18 protein-coding genes and 1 tRNA gene are annotated in these 16,785 nt (G+C 63.3%); 5 read left to right on the forward strand and 14 right to left on the reverse strand.

Annotation, left to right across the window (positions count from 1 at the left end; all coding sequences use genetic code 11):
• Nucleotides 1-39 precede the first annotated feature (39 nt).
• Nucleotides 40-705 (forward strand): pentapeptide repeat-containing protein, encoded by a 666-nt coding sequence (locus GLL_RS13550; protein ID WP_164929064.1) that lies wholly within the window; start codon nt 40-42, stop codon nt 703-705.
• Here GLL_RS13550 and GLL_RS13555 read toward each other — a convergent pair.
• From GLL_RS13555 to rplI, 6 genes are all read right to left on the reverse strand, one after another.
• The gene (locus GLL_RS13555; RefSeq protein ID WP_011142621.1) at nt 688-2,562 is read right to left on the reverse strand and encodes a hybrid sensor histidine kinase/response regulator; all 1,875 of its coding nucleotides are present in this window, start codon (nt 2,560-2,562) and stop codon (nt 688-690) included. The genes GLL_RS13550 and GLL_RS13555 overlap by 18 nt on opposite strands.
• 232 nt (nt 2,563-2,794) lie before the next feature.
• Entirely contained in the window at nt 2,795-4,915 is a 2,121-nt protein-coding gene (locus GLL_RS13560) for a S46 family peptidase (RefSeq protein WP_011142622.1), read from the reverse strand.
• Between the two features lie 121 nt (nt 4,916-5,036).
• Nucleotides 5,037-7,241 (reverse strand): DNA helicase RecQ, encoded by a 2,205-nt coding sequence (gene recQ, locus GLL_RS13565; protein ID WP_164929065.1) that lies wholly within the window; start codon nt 7,239-7,241, stop codon nt 5,037-5,039.
• 149 nt (nt 7,242-7,390) lie between these two features.
• A complete protein-coding gene (locus GLL_RS13570; protein ID WP_164929066.1) occupies nt 7,391-8,653 on the reverse strand; it encodes a CO2 hydration protein in 1,263 nt (420 codons plus the stop codon).
• A 139-nt stretch (nt 8,654-8,792) separates the two neighbouring features.
• Entirely contained in the window at nt 8,793-9,182 is a 390-nt protein-coding gene (locus GLL_RS13575) for a DUF309 domain-containing protein (RefSeq protein WP_164929695.1), read from the reverse strand.
• Complete coding sequence (gene rplI / locus GLL_RS13580; protein ID WP_011142626.1) at nt 9,175-9,636, reverse strand: 50S ribosomal protein L9; 462 nt, start codon at nt 9,634-9,636, stop codon at nt 9,175-9,177. The genes GLL_RS13575 and rplI overlap by 8 nt, the downstream gene beginning before the upstream one ends.
• Before the next feature lie 155 nt (nt 9,637-9,791).
• Between rplI and GLL_RS13585 the strand changes: the two genes are divergently transcribed.
• Complete coding sequence (locus GLL_RS13585) at nt 9,792-10,025, forward strand: hypothetical protein (RefSeq protein WP_164929067.1); 234 nt, start codon at nt 9,792-9,794, stop codon at nt 10,023-10,025.
• A gap of 25 nt (nt 10,026-10,050) precedes the next feature.
• On the opposite strand, the gene GLL_RS13590 is transcribed toward GLL_RS13585, so the two are convergent.
• The 7 genes from GLL_RS13590 to ffh form a co-directional block, all read right to left on the reverse strand.
• Complete coding sequence (locus GLL_RS13590) at nt 10,051-10,605, reverse strand: hypothetical protein (RefSeq protein ID WP_011142628.1); 555 nt, start codon at nt 10,603-10,605, stop codon at nt 10,051-10,053.
• Entirely contained in the window at nt 10,598-10,939 is a 342-nt protein-coding gene (locus GLL_RS13595) for a hypothetical protein (protein WP_011142629.1), read from the reverse strand. Before GLL_RS13595 ends, GLL_RS13590 begins: the two co-directional genes overlap by 8 nt.
• Nucleotides 10,940-11,298: 359 nt before the next feature.
• A tRNA-Ser gene (locus GLL_RS13600) sits at nt 11,299-11,390 on the reverse strand.
• 108 nt (nt 11,391-11,498) lie between these two features.
• Nucleotides 11,499-11,672 carry a 30S ribosomal protein S21 gene (rpsU, locus tag GLL_RS13605; RefSeq protein WP_011142630.1) on the reverse strand — a complete coding sequence of 58 codons (174 nt, stop codon included), beginning with the start codon at nt 11,670-11,672 and terminating at the stop codon, nt 11,499-11,501.
• 49 nt (nt 11,673-11,721) lie between these two features.
• Nucleotides 11,722-11,991, reverse strand: coding sequence for a KH domain-containing protein (locus tag GLL_RS13610; protein WP_011142631.1), 270 nt, complete (start codon nt 11,989-11,991; stop codon nt 11,722-11,724).
• Complete coding sequence (gene rpsP / locus GLL_RS13615) at nt 11,984-12,271, reverse strand: 30S ribosomal protein S16 (protein ID WP_164929697.1); 288 nt, start codon at nt 12,269-12,271, stop codon at nt 11,984-11,986. The genes GLL_RS13610 and rpsP overlap by 8 nt, the downstream gene beginning before the upstream one ends.
• A 40-nt stretch (nt 12,272-12,311) precedes the next feature.
• Entirely contained in the window at nt 12,312-13,805 is a 1,494-nt protein-coding gene (gene ffh, locus GLL_RS13620) for a signal recognition particle protein (protein WP_011142633.1), read from the reverse strand.
• A 230-nt stretch (nt 13,806-14,035) separates the two neighbouring features.
• Between ffh and GLL_RS13625 the strand changes: the two genes are divergently transcribed.
• From GLL_RS13625 to rfaE2, 3 genes are all read left to right on the forward strand, one after another.
• Nucleotides 14,036-14,197, forward strand: coding sequence for a DUF1328 family protein (locus tag GLL_RS13625; RefSeq protein WP_164929068.1), 162 nt, complete (start codon nt 14,036-14,038; stop codon nt 14,195-14,197).
• A 206-nt stretch (nt 14,198-14,403) separates the two neighbouring features.
• Nucleotides 14,404-15,408: a bifunctional heptose 7-phosphate kinase/heptose 1-phosphate adenyltransferase gene (locus tag GLL_RS13630; protein WP_011142635.1), complete on the forward strand. Its 1,005-nt coding sequence runs from the start codon at nt 14,404-14,406 to the stop codon at nt 15,406-15,408.
• Complete coding sequence (gene rfaE2 / locus GLL_RS13635; protein WP_011142636.1) at nt 15,390-15,875, forward strand: D-glycero-beta-D-manno-heptose 1-phosphate adenylyltransferase; 486 nt, start codon at nt 15,390-15,392, stop codon at nt 15,873-15,875. The genes GLL_RS13630 and rfaE2 overlap by 19 nt, the downstream gene beginning before the upstream one ends.
• Here the strand turns inward: rfaE2 and GLL_RS13640 are convergent.
• Nucleotides 15,867-16,712, reverse strand: coding sequence for a 3'(2'),5'-bisphosphate nucleotidase CysQ family protein (locus tag GLL_RS13640; protein ID WP_164929069.1), 846 nt, complete (start codon nt 16,710-16,712; stop codon nt 15,867-15,869). The genes rfaE2 and GLL_RS13640 overlap by 9 nt on opposite strands.
• Nucleotides 16,713-16,785 lie beyond the last annotated feature (73 nt).

Genomic DNA, 16,785 nt, shown 5'->3' on the forward strand with positions numbered 1-16,785 from the left:
TACAATGGACAGCGGTTATCCCCATTTTGGAGCAAACCCGTGGGTCATCCATCGGCAAAAACGGCCTTGATCGAGCGGATCCGCTCCGGCGAGGCACCTTTAATCGACTTGTCCGAGGCGGACCTGCTGCGGGCAGACCTGCAGGGTGTCAATCTGGTGGGGTCAAACCTGGAGCGGGCTGCTCTGGTGCTCGCCAACCTGCGCGGAGCGAGGCTTACAGGAGCGGATCTGCACAGAGCCAGCCTGGTCGGGGCGGTGCTCGAGGAGACGGATTTGGGAGCTGCCTGCCTGCGCGACGCGGACCTGACTGCTGTCAGCGGCGGCCGGGCGGTGCTCGAAAAGGCGGACCTTTCGCGGGCGAACCTGCGCGGGGCGGACCTGGGCGGGGCGAATCTGCGCGAGGCGGACCTTTCGCGCGCGGACCTGCGCGGTGCAAACTTGCGCGGCGCGGACCTGCGCGGCGCCAATCTGCGCGACAGCAGCCTGGAGGAAGCCTGCCTGAGTGCCGCCAACCTGGCGGGGGCGGATTTTAGCCGCAGTTGCCTGCGGGGCGCGGCCTTCGACGAGACCGGCGAGGCGGTGGGGGCCGATTTTTACGAATGCCGCGAACTCGATCCGGCCTGGGCCTCGGGGCTCATCGAACTGGGAGCGCTCAATGTCGAACCGCCTTCCGACCGCGAACGCCGGCTAATCTCCCCGCAATAGGCAACTCGGGGCCGTGCTCGATTCGCCCGGCATGCGGGTGATCACCTGCCTGCCGACCAACCGCGCCACCTCCGAGGCGAGGTCCTCCGGCTCGACGGGCCGGGGAGGTTGGATAGCGAAGCTTGCAAGCATCATCCGGCGCTCCTGTGCTTCGATTTCCGCCGCGGGGTAAGGCTCCTCCTGCTCGCCGAGCTTGCGCACCAGAGAGCAGCAGAGCCCCTCGCGGTTGTAGGTGGGAGCGGCAGTGATGAGCACATCCGGGCGGTAACCCTCGAACTGCTCCAGGGCCGCTTCGACGCGATCGACAGTCAGCACCCGCGCTCCTTGAGCGGCAAGCGCGGCGTGGAGTGTGCGGCGCAGTTCGGCATCCTCCACCAGCAACAGCAGACGCAAACCCCTCAGGGTTGCAGCAGCTGCCCCATCCTCGGCGGCTTCCGCCTCGGCGCTGCGCCTGGCGTCAAGGGGAAGGCGGAGCGTAAAGCTGCTGCCCCAGTTTTTGCCGTCGCTTTGCACTTCGATCGTGCCGCTGTGCAGGTGCACCAGATGCTGCACCAAACTCAACCCCAACCCCAAGCCGCCGTGGCGACGGGTGGAGGTGCCGTCGGCTTGACGAAACACTTCAAAAACGTGCGGCAGAAATTCGGCGTCGATTCCCACGCCCGTGTCCCGCACCGTCAGCTGCAGCTGACCTGCCGTCGCCTCCAGCTGTACGCTTATCATTCCCCCGGGGGGCGTGAATTTGATGGCGTTGGCAACCAGGTTGGCGACAATTTGCTTGAGGCGGCGCGGATCTCCCCAGAACGGTTCGAGGTTCTGGGCGACGCGGGTTCTGAGGACCAGGCCCTTCTCGCGGATTAGCGCCCGCATGGAAGTGAGCACGTTTTCGACCACCGCCCGCAGATCGACGCGGCAGCAGTGCAACTGCAACTGGCCGCGCAGCATGTAGGACGCATCGAGCAGGTCGTCCACCAGTTGGGCCTGCAGGCGGCCGTTGCGCTCGATCGCCTCGGCGGCCTGCTCGATGGCGGCGGGGTTCATCCGGCCGCGCCGCAGCAACTGGCTGAAGCCGATGATCGAGTTGAGGGGAGTGCGCAGTTCGTGACTGAGGGTGGCCAGAAACTCGTCCTTGGCGCGGTTGGCCGCCTCGGCTTCGGCGCGTGCGTGGCTCTCGGCCTGGTGCAACCGGGCATTTTCGATCGCCTGGGCGGCGCGATTGGCCAGTTCCTGCGCCAACGCCAGATCGTCACCGCCGTAGGGCCGCGAAGTGCTGCCGCTGACAAAAGTGAGCGCTCCCAGGATTCGCTCCCCTGTCACCAGGGGTACGCACATGCAGGAACCCAATTCAAGACACCGGAGCAGCTCCGGGTGCTCGCAGCCGATACCGTGGGCGGCGGCAAACCGGTCTTCGACCACCGGTACGATCTCCGGTAGGCCGGTGCTTACCACCCGGGCCGGGCCGTACAGAGCGCCGGAAATAAACGGATAGCGCCGCTCGACTTCCCAGGCGAGTCCTGTGCGCCGCAGTGCGGCGTTGGCGGTAATCAGCCGCCGGATGGTCAGATCGTCTCCGAGCAAATCGATGATGCAGATGTCGGCCAACCGTGCCACCACGAGCTGGGCGACCGTGGCCAGCGTGGTGGCGTAGTCGAGGGAAGAGGTGAGGATGGCCACGGCATTGGCCAAAAAATGAGCACGCTCGGCGGCGATTTTTTGCTGAGCTTTGAGCCGGTCGCACTCTTCGACTGCCTCGCGGTGCGATTGGGCGCTGAAGCGCAACGCTTCAACCTCTTGCCGCAGCTGGACAAGCTGCGCCGTCAACTCTGCTTTGGAAACGTTTTCGTTTTCGGGTGTTTTCACAGAAGCGCTCCACGGATAGGCACCATGGAAAGATGCATTGTTTTATGTGGGACAACACACCGCAAATCGCCGATTTGTTGGATGTTTCCCAAGTCCATTCACCCCGATGTGCGGGCCCGACGCCTCCCGCCCCGGTAAGAACTCGGGCTCCCTCTGTCGTCGGTCGGTCCTGCCTCCTTCGGGCGAAGCGGGACTGACCGCAGGGCAGAAAGTCGGTTGGTCAGTGTCTCGACTACAGGGTGAAGGCGGAGCGGCCCTTGGGCTGCAGTTCGTCCACCAGCGCGCCCGCTCCGTAGACGGCGCGCAGCGCTTCGATGAGCGCGCGGCTGTCGACGGCCACCGCCCGGTTGAGGGCGGCGTCGAAGCCAAAGGCGCCGCCGAGGGAGTGGATGTTGCCGTCGAAGATGAGACCCACCGCCTGGGCGCGGCTGTCGATGACGGGGCTGCCGGAGTTGCCGCCGATGATGTCGTTGGTGGTGACGAAGTTGAAGGGTGTGGCGAGGTTCAGACGGTCTTTGGCTGCAAGCCAACTCGGCGGCAGGGCGTAGGGGTCTTTGCCGGTGGCCCGCTCGAAGGCACCGGCCATGTCGGTAAACGGCTCGACGCGCCGGCCGTTGTGCTCGTACCCTTCAACCGCACCGTAGGAGAGCCGTGGCGAAAAGGTCGCATCCGGGTAGACGCTGGTGCCCGTCTGGGCAAACAGCGCCTGGGCAATCAGTTCGCTATTCTGGTTCACCGGCCCCTCGATTTCGCGCTCGTAGCGCAACCGCAGGGCGCGGGCGGCCGGATCCACGGCCACAGCAAAGCGGATCATCGGATCGCTGCTCGCCGCGACGGCCGCCGCGCCCCCTTCCCAGAGCAACTTGCGCAGGGCGACGTTGGTCAGTTTGGTGCCCTGTACCAGTCGGCGGGCGACTTCTTCGGGCGACTCTTTGCCGAGCACCTGGCGCACGAGCGGATCGTCGGTTCCCAGGTATTCGCGCAGCTTGGTGAGCGAGAAGGTCAAAGTCACCTCGTCGAGGTCGCCATAGATGGGCGCTTCGGAGAAGAGGCTCTGGGTGAGGGAGGGCAAAGCCGAATCGCGAAATTCGCGCAGGCGCTTTTCGTTGGGTTTGGGCCGCTCCTGGGCGGCGCGCACCAGCGTGCGGGCGATGTCGAACAGCTTCGAGTTGAAGGCCGCCCCGCGCTCGACGAGCAAATAGGGCCGGTAGAACGTCTCGTAGCGCTTCTCAATCAGGGCGATTTCGTCCCAGGCTTTACCGTACTTGCGCTCCAGGGCCGGATCGCGGGCGACTGCGGCGCGCAGTTTTTGCTCCGCCGCCACCTTGCGCCCAAAAAATTCGCGATCGAGCAACGCTTGCTGTTGGCCGTTGATTGCCTTGAAGCTGTTTTCGACGCCAAAGAGCGTTTCCTGGCTGATGCGGCGCTGCTCCGGTCCCTGGCGGGCAAACTGGGTGAGCACGCCGCGCAACTCCGCGCGCCGCTTGAGGCTTTCAGGGAAAACGACATCGCGCAGAAATTCGAGCTGTGCCACTGTGAAGAGTCGCGAGGTGGAGCCGGGACTGCCCGAGACGAAGACGAGTTCCCCCGCCTTGGGGCCGGTGGGACTGAGGGGCAGGTAGTGCTCGGTTTTGACCGGCTGGCTCTTGTCGTAGGCGCGCAGGAAAGTCACATCCAGGTCGTAGCGCGGAAAGTTGAAATTATCCGGGTCGCCGCCAAAAAAAGCGATCCGAAATTCCGGCGCGAAGACCAGCCGCACATCTTGATAGCGCTTGTACTTGTACAGGTTGTAGAGGCCGCCCTGGTAGAGGTTCACCACATCGCAGCGCAGGCCGGTTGCATCGGCGCAGGCTTTCTCGATGCGGGCAAATTCGGCTTTCTGGGCGTCGCTGAACTGCTGGCCGCTCAAGTTCGCGGTCGCCTTTTTAACCCGCTCGGTGACGTCTTCGATGGCTGTCAACTGGTTGAGTTCGACATCCGGGCATTTGAGTTCCGCTTCGGGGCGGCGGGCTAGAAAGCCGCTTTCGATATAGTTCTGCTGGGCGGTGGACAGTTCCTCGATGCAGGTGGCAGCGCAGTGGTGGTTGGTCATCACCAGCCCGTTGGGCGAGACGAACGAGCCCGAGCAGCCGCCCGCCAGCCTGAGCGAGGCGAGCCGCACCCGTTCAAGCCAGGCCGCATCCGGCTTGAAACCGTACTTTTTGGCCACCTGCTCGGACGGAAAATTGTCGTAGGTCCACATGCCCTCCTCGGCGCGTCCCCCCGACGGCACCACGGCCCCGATCGCCAGACACCATCCCACCATCCGCAAGATGCGCCGTGCTTTGCCCGCTGCGCGCCTAAACCTGGTCATCGGCCTTTGTCCTTTTTATGAGAAATCCGCGGCCCATTGTAGGCGCGCGATGGGCAAAGCGACCACCGGACAAAGATTTCGAAACGGACGTCGCCTGGAGCGAAGCCGGCGACCCAAGCGATCAAAAATCGCCGTGCCCGCCCAGCAGCTGCGCCCGCACCAGACGAATTTCGCCGTAGGAGTACTCGTCGCCGAGTTGCTCTTTGACCGGTTTGAGCACGGCGGTTCCGAGTTTGAGCAGGACGGCTTCGATGGTACGTCTGCGGTCCGGCCCGACGAGGCGTTCGATGGCGATGTCCTCACCCGATTCGACCAGTTCGGCCAGGTGCCCTTCGATGGTTTCGATTCTGAGGCTGCGCCGTTCGGCAATCTGCTCGACAGTCAGGCCCTGCCGCCACAGATCCAAAGTCAGGGCGCAGGTAGAAGGGATCACTTCGGCGGGCTGCGGGCTGCGGGCTCGCCGCGGCGGCTCCGGTGGTGAAATTTCCCCGTGCGCCGGTTCTGGGGCGAGAGCGAGCGCTTCGCAGTAGGTGCGGATTTCGGCGGTAAAAGGGGTGAAGTAGGCTTCCGCTTTGCGGGTACCCACCCCCGGGATGGCCAGAAACTGGGCCATCGTCTGGGGGCGCCGTTGGGCCATCGCTTTGAGGGCGGCGTCGGCGAAGACGACGTAGGGCGGCACGTTCTGCTCGTCGGCCAGGCGCTTGCGCAACCGGCGCAGGTGCTCAAACAGTCCCTGCGCAGCGTCGTCCGCCGCCGCATCGGCGGGCTGGGGCGAGGTCGGGCGGGCGGGAAGCCGGGCCGCCGTCACCGTCCGCTGCCTTCGCAGCACCTCCCAGGACAGGGCGTTGAGTTTGAGTACCGGATAGCCGTCGGTGGTCTCGATCAAAAGCCCCTGGTGCACCAGGGTGCGGCCAAGATGCAGCCATTCGGCCTGGCTAAGGTCGGCGCCGATGCCGTAGGTTGAAAGCCGGTCGTGCCCCTGGGTACGGATTTTCTGGGTGTTCGCCCCGCGCAGCACCTGGGCGATGTGCCGAAGCCCGAAGCGCTCCTGGCAGCGGGCCACGCAGGAAAGCAATTTCTGAGCGTCCACGGTCCGGTCCTGGGTGGCTACCGGACTGCGGCAGTTGTCGCAGCCGCCGCAGTCCGCTTCGGCAAGCGCCTCGCCAAAGTAGCCCAGCAGAATGCGCCGTCGGCAGACGGTGCTCTCGGCGTAGGCCAACATCTGGGCAAGCTGCGAGCGGGCGAGGCGCTGTTCGTGCGGGTCGGACTTCTGGGCGACCAGATACTCGATTTTGGCCCGATCGCCCGGACTGAAAAACAGCACGCAATCGGCCGGTTGGCCGTCGCGCCCGGCCCGGCCCGACTCCTGGTAGTACCCTTCGAGGTTGCGGGGCAGTTCGTAATGAAACACCGCGCGCACATCGGGTTTGGCGATCCCCATACCGAAGGCCACCGTCGCCACCAGCACCGGCGCGTCGTCGCGCAAAAATTGCGTCTGGTGGCGAGAACGCATCTCCGCCGCCATCCCGGCATGGTACGGCAACGCGTTCAGACCGTCCGCCACCAGCCGTTCGGCCAGGGCTTCGACCGCCCGGCGGCTCTGGCAGTAGACGATGGCACTCGCCCCATCCAGCCGCCGCAAGCGTCCCAACAGTTCGGCGTAGGCCCCTTTGTCCTTGGCGAGCACTGCGTAGTGCAGGTTCGGCCGGTCGAAACTGGCGATGTGAATGTGCGGATCGCGCAGCTTCAGCTGCACCAGAATGTCCTGGCGGACGCGCTCGGTGGCCGTGGCGGTGAGCGCCAGCGTCGGCAGGGCCGCAAAGCGCTCGCGCACCGCCGCCAGCTGGCGGTACTCGGGCCGAAAGTCGTGCCCCCATTCGCTCACGCAGTGCGCCTCATCCACCGCCAGAAGCGATAGACCCCCCTGGCGCTGCACGTACTCCAAAAATGCGAGACACTCCTCGCTCAAGAGCCGCTCCGGCGAGAGGTACAAAAGCTTCATGCGGCCCTGGGCAATTGCCTGTTCGCGCCGTGTCCGCTCACCGGCGGCAAGCGTGCTGTTAAGGAAGGTGGCCGCGATGCCGTTCTCGCGCAGGCGGTCGACCTGGTCGTGCATCAGGGCGATCAGCGGCGAGACGACCACCGTCAATCCCGGCAGCAGCAGGGCAGGCAGCTGGTAGGTAAGCGATTTGCCGCCCCCGGTGGGCATCAAGATGAGCTGGTCGTGCCCGGCGATGGCCAGCTCGACGATCCGGCGCTGGCCGGGCCGAAAGCGCTCGTGGCCAAAATGCCGCTTGAGGGCCTCACCCAGTTTCTGGTCGTCCACCGTCCACTCCGCATCGCCTGCCCCAAAATCTGGCACAAGTGGCGGTCGCAGTCCAAATAAAACCCACTTCCCAGTCCGGTGCCAGCCACCTTGGTCTTGACCTGCAACAATGAATATTCAACTTTTTTGAGATTTACCCGTATTTGGGATTAAGGTTGCGGTTCCCACTCGGCAATGCGGGTGGTGAGAATACGGGCGGCCCACCCATCGAAGTGGGCGCGGCGCCCGGCCGCCTCGTCGGGGGCCAGACCCAACACGGCGGCGTTTGTGACACAGAACATCGCCTTTTGAAAACTCTTGCCGATCGCCACCACCAGAGCGGCCGCGTCGCCGGCCTGTCCCTCGTAGTGGCTTAGCAAGGGAGCGCCCAGGTGGCGGTGCAAATCGCGAATCAGCAGCGTCGGAGCGACACCGGCCACACCCAGGGTCATCGGGTTGGCATAGAGCACGCCGAAACAAAAATCCGCCAGTTCGCCGGGCAGACCGGCGCTCGCGTCGTAGGAGAACACCCCCTTTGGGGGGGCGGCCCGGAAAAAGACGATTTCCGCGTAAGGCACAGCCGCGTCCGCCAGCCAGTGCAGTCCCGCCCGGGCGGGGAGCAGTTCATACTCCTCGTCCCCAAACTGTACCGAGTAGGTGAGCGGTAGGTTCGCCGCCGCTCCCAACCCGGCCGCGATGTGCCGGACGATATCGGGGATCGAACGGATCTCACCGTGGGCGTAGCGCTCGGCGAGGGTACTGAAGATGCGGCTCATCACCCGCCAGAACTGACCCAGCACATGGTAGTAGCACGTCCGGCGCACGAGTTCCTCTAGAAAAGCCGGGCAGAGCTTGTGGGCGAACAGCGCGGCGCGGTTGCCCTGCAGGCGGGCGTGGACGGCCCGCTCGGCCAGGACTTTGAATTCACTGCCTTGCAAGTAATCGTGCAGTTTGGGAATGCCGTGCCAGTACATGGTTTTGGCGCAGTACTCGGCGTATTCGTAGTTGAGGCGATCCTGCGACCAGTGGGCCAGCAGTTTGCGCGGATGGATTTCGCCGTTGAGGTACTTGAACAGAGGAAATGCATGCAAAAACTGCCGCTCGGCCATGAACAGCAAGTTGCGCGAATAGGCCTCGAGCACAAAGCTGTAGCTGTGCAGCACACCGACCACCTCAAGCACATTGTCCCGGCTTTCGGGCAGCAAGGCCGCCGCCGCCAACCGCCTTGCCACTTCCTTGCGCGCCCCTGAGGCCGACAAACTGTGCAGGGGTTGAATATCGGGCAGCGCCGTCTCGGGATACTCCTGCGCCGGGGTGACCGCCGGAAAGCTCGGTGCGAGGCCCTTCTCGGGATGTCCGACAAAAACGCGCCCTGGAGAAGCTCCGGACGCCTGGGATGCATCTGCGGATCGACCGATAAATTCAGACAGCATGAAAGCGGAGCCCTGTAGAGACAGCACGGCTTTTCAAGGATTATGCCCGACACCGTAGGCGGGAGTTGCAACTATTTATATAAGTTAATGCGCTCCATTGTAATTTATAGATGGTTGGTGACAGGCGTTACAAGCACTGCTACGGATTGCTCGCACGGATATAAGCAATCTTTGGGATCTGGGCCGGATCGAAAGCTGCGACACCCTCGGGTCCGAGGGCCTGGAGCGTCTCCAGGCAGGCAGTGCTCTGTTCGAGTAATGTCTCTATGTCTACCCCGAGGTACTCCGGGGCGAAGTAATCGAGCCGCTCGATGCCGGTGGACAGCAAGATCACGCAACCCTGCCAGTTGCGGTTGCCCAGATGATAGTAGGCCACCGCCAGCTGCAAGATGCCCTGGTAAAAAAGCCGCAACGGATGCAGCGCATCCATCCAGAGCGCCTCCAGCGTATCGTGGCAGGCGTAGAACTGGCCCGAATTGAATTGTTCGAGCCCCCGCCAGAATTCCTCCGGCAGTTCAAAATCAACCAGCGGCGTTGACCTGCAGGCGGAGGGTGGCCACCACGTCCTGGAAGATGCGCGCCTTGACGGTGTAGACGCCCGTGCGCTTGATCGGCTCCTCGATGGTGATCTCCCGCCGGTCGATGGTAATGCCGGCTTTGCTTGCGACCACCTCGGCCACGTCCTGGTTGGTCACCGTACCGAACAGCTGGTTGCCGTCCTCGCCGACCGGAGCGAAGACCTCGTAGAAGCCCAACGCTTCGAGGGTCTTCTTGGTCTCAAGCGCGTCGGCGCGGTGCTTGGCTTCGATTTCGCGCCGCTTGGCCTGGCGAAATTCGGCTTCTTTGACGAGCCCAGGGGTGGCCTTGACGGCCAACCCCTGGGGGATCAGATAGTTGCGTGCATAACCGGGTGCCACCTCGACGAGGGTGCCTGCTTTGCCCAGAGTGTCCACATCTTTTTTCAGAACGATCTTCGTACCCATGTGTTGCGCTCCTGCGCCCTCATTGCTGTCGCACGATCCGTAATTATAGACCAACGATGCCGGATGACGAAACCACCAGTCCTCTGATCCCTTCGGCAGAGGAACCGGCCCGCCGCTCGGGTCAGATTGGTTGGAAGCTTTTTTGGAGACAAATCATGGAAACCCAGACTCCCCGGCGAGCCGTCAGCGACCTCGAATACAATCTGCTCACGGTGCTTCAGAACAAAGCCGAGGCGATCAAAGCCTACGACGTCTACATCCGCGACGCCCGACAGGCCAACTCCCAACCCTGTGCCCAACTGTTCGAGAAACTGCAGCAAATGGACATCGAGTGCGCTCAGGAAATCCGCCACCACCTGCAGGAAGTGATGCAAAAAGGCCGGATGTAGCCCCAGAGTGAAGGCGGGGATGCCCTTATGCGCTGTCCCCGCCCCCTTGCCCGCGTTGCTCAAGGAGCTCCAGAATGCGCCGGTTCTCCGTCTGCAGCCCTCGAATCTCTACCTGCATCGCGTCAATGCGCCGCAAAGTGGCCAGAGCGATATGGGAAACCTGATTCACAGATTCCGACACGGTGTTCACCCGTTCGGCCATGATGTCGACCCGTTCACTCGACGCAGCCTGATTGGCTTCGAGGCGAGTAATGGCAGCAGTATTGGCGGCGACCGCCAGTGCCAGACGGCCGATGGCACTGGCGTTGGCGACGATCTGCTCGCTGTTGGCAGCGACGATGGCCTCGATCCGATCGAGCCTGGTGGAGAATTCTGGCGGTTGTCCGTGGCTGGTGGTCATGGTCGACGAGCGGGCGATTCTTTCATTAACCTTGCTCGGTGGGCTTGCGGGGGCTGTAACCGGCTTGCTGATAGCCAATAGGGAGTTACCTGCCCGACAACGGATTAGCGATCCTTGTCCGGAGCGGATCTCAGCGGTAGCATTGCTGAAATGAAAGCTGAATTCCGGCACTTCACCCATTTTCCCCGCGCTGCTGCAGAATATCGAGGATGCGCCGGTTCTCCAGTTGCAAGCCGCGCACATCCGACTGGATCGACTGGATAATCGGCACCAGCAGGCGGATCGACTCCGCCAGGGTATCGACCCGTTCGGCCATGATGTTGACCCGTTCGCTCATCGCCGCTTGATTGGCCTCAAGCCGGGTGATGGCGACGGTGTTGGCGGTGACCGATACTTCCAGGCGGCCAATGGCGGAAATGTTGGCGGCGATCTGTTCGCTGTTGGTCGCGACGAGCGCTTCGATACGATCGAGCCTGGAGGGGAAGTCCGGGGGCTGGCCGTTGCTGGTGGTCATCGTTGGTGGTCAGGCGGTTCTCTACAGAAATATCACCTGACTGGACCGAATGCCAGGCTCACGATGCTTTATGTCTCGATTAACGTCCGGTGGCGCCTGAGCAGCCCCATTCACAGGGTGGTATCGACAGCAGGTGAGCAACGGCTGGCGGCAGCGCTTGGGTGAAACAGGAAGCTGAGCGGCGTTTCCTCGAAAGACGCCTGCGGGAGATGGGCTGAACGAACGGTTGCCCCGCTGCTGATTTTCAGACCGGTGAGCCTGCCACCTGCCAGACTTTGCCGGGGGCCCACAGGAACATCGTCAAATCCGGCCACGAAGTGTCGATTGGGCGGCTTCGAGGGCTGTGATCCTTGTGCTAGCGGAGAGGGAGGGATTCGAACCCTCGATAGGGAGTTACCTGCCCTATAACGGATTAGCAATCCGTCGCTTTCGACCACTCAGCCACCTCTCCAGGTTTGCTGTTTCAAGATGCTAGCATAACCCGCTTCTCGGGTGGCTCCCATAGACAAAACCCCGCCCGGACTGCATTCCAGGCGGAGTCGAAGGCAATAAACATAAGCTAGCGGCGGCGTTTGCGGGCCGCTTCGGCTTTGCGCTTGCGGCGGGCGCTCGGCTTTTCGTAGCGCTCGCGGCGCTTGATTTCAGAAAGAATCCCGGCTTTTTGGATTTTTTTCTTGAAGCGCTTGAGGGCCGACTCGATCGATTCGTTTTCTCCCAGGCGAACCTCAGTCATCGCTAAATTCACCTCCTTCCCCATGACGACGGGCGACCGATGGCCGCCCTTACTCGTAAACTTCCAGATCGACGTCCTGACCGGCAGCCCGGGCCGCGCACTCCAGGACCGTCCGCACGGCGTTGATCGTCCGGCCGCCGCGGCCGAATACCCGGCCTTTGTCCGTGGGGGCAAAGGCGACACGCAGGCGAATCTTGCGACCCCCCAGCGTCGTCTCGGAACTGATGACCAGTTTTTCGGGCGTATCGAGCAACGGCTGGATCAAAAAGAGGGCCAGTTCTCGATAACTGGGCGGCTTGTCGGCTTCGGAACTAATCACTGTCGGGCGTAGAAGAGGACGGGGATGCGTAGACCTGGGCGCGCTTCAGCAGGCCCTGGACCGTTTCGGACGGCCGGGCGCCGTGGGAGAGCCACCTGCGGGCGGCTTCGACGTCGAGGGTGACCTCGGGCAGGCCCTTCTCGGTGTTGGCGCGAGGATCGTAAAAGCCGATTTCCTCGATGACCGCACCGTCGCGGCGGGAGCGCGAGTCGGTCACCACGATGCGGTAGACCGGCTTTTTCTTGGCGCCAATGCGCTTCAAGCGAATTGCAACAGCGATTGCTGTTCACCTCCTTGGTAGGTTACAAAAAACTCAATTATCACCCAAAACCCTTGCGCTTTTTCTTGCCTTTGCCTTTGGGCGGCTTGGGCGGGTTGGGTCTTCGAGATCCGGAAGCGGACTGTCCGCGCCAGCCGGGGCCAAAAGCCGGGTTGGGACCGGCGCTTTGGGCCTGTCGGCCGCCGCCGCCGAACATGCCGCCCAGGCCCCCCCCGGGCATGCCGCCCCCGAAAGGACCGCCGCCGCCCATCATCTTCATCATCTGGCGCATCTTGCCAAAGTCGTTGAGCAACTTGCCCACATCTTCGAGGGAGACACCGGAACCTTTGGAGATGCGGCGCTTGCGCGAGAGATTGATCAGATCCGGGTTGCGCCGCTCCTGGGTGGTCATCGAACCGATCATCGCCTCGGCTTTTTTGAGCTGCACTTCGCCCTGGCGAATCTGGTCGTCGCTGATCTTGTTCATGCCGGGGATCATCTTCAGAACACCGCCCAGAGGCCCCATGTTCTTGATCATCCGCATCTGCTTGATGAAACTTTCGAAGTCGAACTGCCCGGTGAGCAGCTGCTGCTCCATCTTGGCCGCGTCGGCAAAATCGATTTCTTCCTGGGCTTTTTCAACCAGGGTGAGCACATCGCCCATTCCCAAAATGCGCGAGGCCATCCGCTCGGGATAGAAAGGCTGCAGCGCTTCGACTTTTTCGCCCACGCCCACGAACTTGATGGGCTGACCGGAGATTTTGCGCACCGAGAGGGCGGCCCCGCCGCGGGTATCGCCGTCCAGCTTGGTGAGGATGGCCCCGGTAATCCCCAGCCGGTCGTGGAAGGCACGGGTGAGGTTGGCCGCCTCCTGACCGGTCATCGCGTCCACGACCAACAAAATTTCTTCGGGGTCGATGGCCGCCTTGATGCGTTCCAGTTCGGCCATCATCGCGTCATCGATCGACAACCGCCCGGCCGTATCGACGATGAGCACGTCGTGGCGGTCCGCGATGGCCCGCTCCAGGGAAGCGCGGGCGATATCGACCGGATCGGCCTCTTTGCCCAGGGTGAAGACCGGTACCTGAATTTGGCCGCCCAACGTCTGCAACTGGTCGATGGCGGCGGGACGGTAGACGTCGGCAGCAGCCAGCAGCGGCTTCTGGCCGTTCTTTTGCAGATAGAGTGCGAGCTTGGCGGAGGCGGTCGTCTTGCCGGTACCCTGCAGACCGGCCATCAGCACCACCGCCGGACGACCCTTGGCGCGCGGCTCGGCTAGGGGGACGTTCTGCTCGCCCATCAGGGCGACGAGTTGGTCGTGGACTATCTTGATGAACTGCTGGTCGGGAGTGACGCCGCTGACGACCTCGGCGCCCAGCGCGTCGTCGCGCACGTCGGCGACGAACTCCTTGGCCACCTGAAAATTGACGTCGGCTTCGAGCAAAGCGCGGCGCACCTCGCGCAACGCCTCGTCGATATTGCCCTCGGTGATGCGGTCCTGGCCGCGCAGCTTCCGCCAGGCACCTTCAAGCTTTTCACTGAGCGATTCGAACATGATCTTTGCAGCACGGACTGCCAGTATCGCACGGGAAAAAACCGCTCAGCAAGTCCCGTGCTCCCCTTCACCCCCCGGCGGCCCGATAAGCCGACGCCAAGCCTGCAAGGGCCGCAACGGAACGGCCGCAATCGGCTCCTCATCTCCAGGCTTATTTCAGCTGGGGGATGTAAGCGCGGTTCTAAATTTTTAAGATGCAATCAAAGACAATTGATTCGAGAGGGAAAGCGATGTTGAATCTGCTCTGGCTTGTGGTCGTCTTGATGGTCATTGCTGCACTACTGGGCTTCGGCGGCGTTGTCTCCTCGCTCCAAAGCGTTGCCTGGTTTTTGATTGTGGCAGCCGTTGTGCTGGCTGTGGTGGGCTTCGTGACCGGCCGCCGCGCACTGTAAATCCATAGGTTCTGCGTTCCCGGTCCTGCCGGAGAAAGCCGAACGCACCTTCGTTGGCCCGTAATATTCTGTTAGAAAGTCAGCGGTAAATCATTCATGGCGATCTTGTCCACCCGGCGGTATGTACCGCCGGGTGGTCTCTCGCTACCGCCGTTCGCGGTGCGCAGCGGGCGTGATAGATTTGTCTGGGTTTCGGGGTAGGACGTTTGGGCTTAAGAGACGATTTGCATCGACTCATCGACCGCCTTGCCGGTCGGCGGGTGCTGGTGGTGGGAGACCTGACCCTCGACGAATTTATGACCGGGCTTGCGGAGCGCATCTCGCGCGAGGGGCCGGTGCTCATCTTGCGCCACGAACACACCCGCCAAGTCCCCGGAGGGGCCGCCAACGCCGCCTACAATCTTGCCCGGCTCGGAGCGCAGGTGGCGGTTGCCGGAGTAACCGGCCAGGACAGCCAGGCGGCGGCCCTCAAAACCTTACTCGCCGAGGCCGGTATCGACGTGAGCGGCCTGGTGACGGATGCGGAGCGTCCGACCGTCACCAAGACCCGCATCGCAGCCCACAGTCGCCAGTCGGTCACCCAGCAGGTGGTGCGCATCGACCGCAAATCCGACCGACCGCTGCCGCCGCCACTGGCCCGGCAACTGGCCGAGCGCATTGGCGAGTTGGCCGGCAGTTGCGCCGCCGTCGTCTGCTCCGACTACTCCGAAGGCGTATTCTCCGACAAGACGATCGCTGCGTCCCTCCTGCACCCGTGCGTGGTCGTCGATACCCACCTGCACCCGGAGCGCTATCACGGCGCCACGGTCTTTACGCCCAATCTGCCGGAGGCGGAGACGGCAGTGGGCTACCCGATCCAGGATGCGGGTACGCTGCTGCGGGCAGGGCAGGAGCTGCTCATCCGCACCGGTGCCCGGCACATGCTCATCACCCGCGGCGAAGAAGGCATGAGCTTGTTTAGCGCCGGGGAGGCCGAGGCGCGGCACATCCCGGCTTTTAACCGCACCCAGGTTTTCGATGTGACCGGTGCGGGCGATACGGTGGTGGCGGCATTTACCCTGGCGCTGGTGAGCGGCGGCAGCGCTTACCAGGCAACAATCCTGGGCAATCTGGCCGCGAGCATCGTCGTGCGCCGCCTTGGCACCGCCACCACCCACCCCGACGAACTGCACGCCCACCTCGAGGAGCTGGAGTGGACGAGCGGGTTTTGAGCGTCGGGGCGCTCCAGCAGCTTCTTGCAGCCGAGCCCGAGCGCTGGCGTCCGCTGGTGCTCACCAACGGCTGCTTCGACATCCTGCACGCGGGCCATGTCCATTACCTGACCCGGGCGCGCGCCCTGGGGCGCACCCTGGTGGTGGGCCTCAACAGCGACAGCTCCGTGCGCCGCCTCAAGGGCGAGTCGCGTCCCCTCAACGGCGAGGGTGAACGGGCGGCGGTGCTGACTGCCCTGCGCGCGGTCGATGCCGTCGTCATTTTTGCCGAACCGACGGCCGCCGAACTGGTGGCGGCCTTGCGCCCCGACATCTACGTCAAAGGCGGCGATTACACCGCTGAAACGCTGCCGGAGGCCGCGGCGGTAGCAGCCGTGGGCGGTCGGGTCGAACTGATTGCCTTTGTCTGGAAAACATCGACCACGGCTATTGTCGAGCGCATCCGCAGACCCGGCCGCTCAATCTAGTTGTTCGACCTGGGAGAGCACATCCGGCAACAGCTTGCACCAACTGCCGTGGGTAACACCGTTGTCGGCAATCAGACCGCCCCACAGGTGCAAGTCCGGCTGGTTGTAGAGCAAATCGCCGCCGTCGAAACGGCTCATCGCACCGCCCGCCTCGGTCAAGACGATCTGCGGTGCTGCCAGATCCCAGTCGCATGGGGCGCTGCGCCCCGAAAGCCCCACGTACATCTCCGCCTCACCTGCGGCGATGGCGCACAGCTTGCAGCCCAAGCCACCGTGGACGATGCGCTCCCTTTTCGGCAACCGCGCCAACAGCGCGTCGAGCCGCCAGTCGCGGTGGACGCGGCTCACGATAATCCGGCACTGGTCGAGCTGGCTGATCTGGCTGACCTGTAGGCGTTCGCGCACCCCGGCGCGGTTCTCAGAGTAAGCCCCGCACCCTTTGCGGGCAAAGTAGACGCGCTCGCGCACCGGCCAGGCCACCGCCGCCAGGACCGGCCGGCCCGATTCCACCAGCGCGATGTGCACAGCAAATTCGCCCGTGTGGTCGATAAAATCGCGCGTCCCGTCGAGCGGATCCACTACCCACAAAAAGGGGCGCTCGAAGCGCTCCAGACCACCGATCGTCTCCTCACTCAAATACGCAAACGCTTCGTTGCCGCAGGCAGAGCGCAACTCACTCAAAATAAAGCGGTCGGCGGCCAGATCCGCGTCGGTGACTGGGCCGCCGTTTTTCTGGCGAATCTTGAGCGGTCGCCTGTAATAGTCCAACAAAATATCCGCCGCCCCCCAAGCCGTGCGCCGGGCCACTTCAAGCAGATATTCGGGTGACCTTTGCACGGGAGCCATCTGGGTGAACGGTGGATTCAGCCCTCCAGAGGTCATAATAACGGCGATGTCCCGATTCTGGTCA

The sequence above is a fragment of the Gloeobacter violaceus PCC 7421 genome (genome assembly GCF_000011385.1).
Lineage (GTDB): Bacteria > Cyanobacteriota > Cyanobacteriia > Gloeobacterales > Gloeobacteraceae > Gloeobacter > Gloeobacter violaceus.

Excerpts from the sequence above, each read along its gene's own strand:
- GLL_RS13595 (WP_011142629.1), bottom strand. The coding sequence starts at position 10,939 with ATGACCACCAGCAACGGCCAGCCCCCGGACTTCCCCTCCAGGCTCGAT.
- rplI (WP_011142626.1), bottom strand. The coding sequence starts at position 9,636 with ATGGGTACGAAGATCGTTCTGAAAAAAGATGTGGACACTCTGGGCAAA.
- ffh (WP_011142633.1), bottom strand. The coding sequence starts at position 13,805 with ATGTTCGAATCGCTCAGTGAAAAGCTTGAAGGTGCCTGGCGGAAGCTG.
- GLL_RS13560 (WP_011142622.1), bottom strand. The coding sequence starts at position 4,915 with ATGACCAGGTTTAGGCGCGCAGCGGGCAAAGCACGGCGCATCTTGCGG.
- GLL_RS13625 (WP_164929068.1), top strand. The coding sequence starts at position 14,036 with ATGTTGAATCTGCTCTGGCTTGTGGTCGTCTTGATGGTCATTGCTGCA.
- rpsU (WP_011142630.1), bottom strand. The coding sequence starts at position 11,672 with ATGACTGAGGTTCGCCTGGGAGAAAACGAATCGATCGAGTCGGCCCTC.
- GLL_RS13590 (WP_011142628.1), bottom strand. The coding sequence starts at position 10,605 with ATGGGTGAAGTGCCGGAATTCAGCTTTCATTTCAGCAATGCTACCGCT.
- GLL_RS13585 (WP_164929067.1), top strand. The coding sequence starts at position 9,792 with ATGGAAACCCAGACTCCCCGGCGAGCCGTCAGCGACCTCGAATACAAT.
- GLL_RS13570 (WP_164929066.1), bottom strand. The coding sequence starts at position 8,653 with ATGCTGTCTGAATTTATCGGTCGATCCGCAGATGCATCCCAGGCGTCC.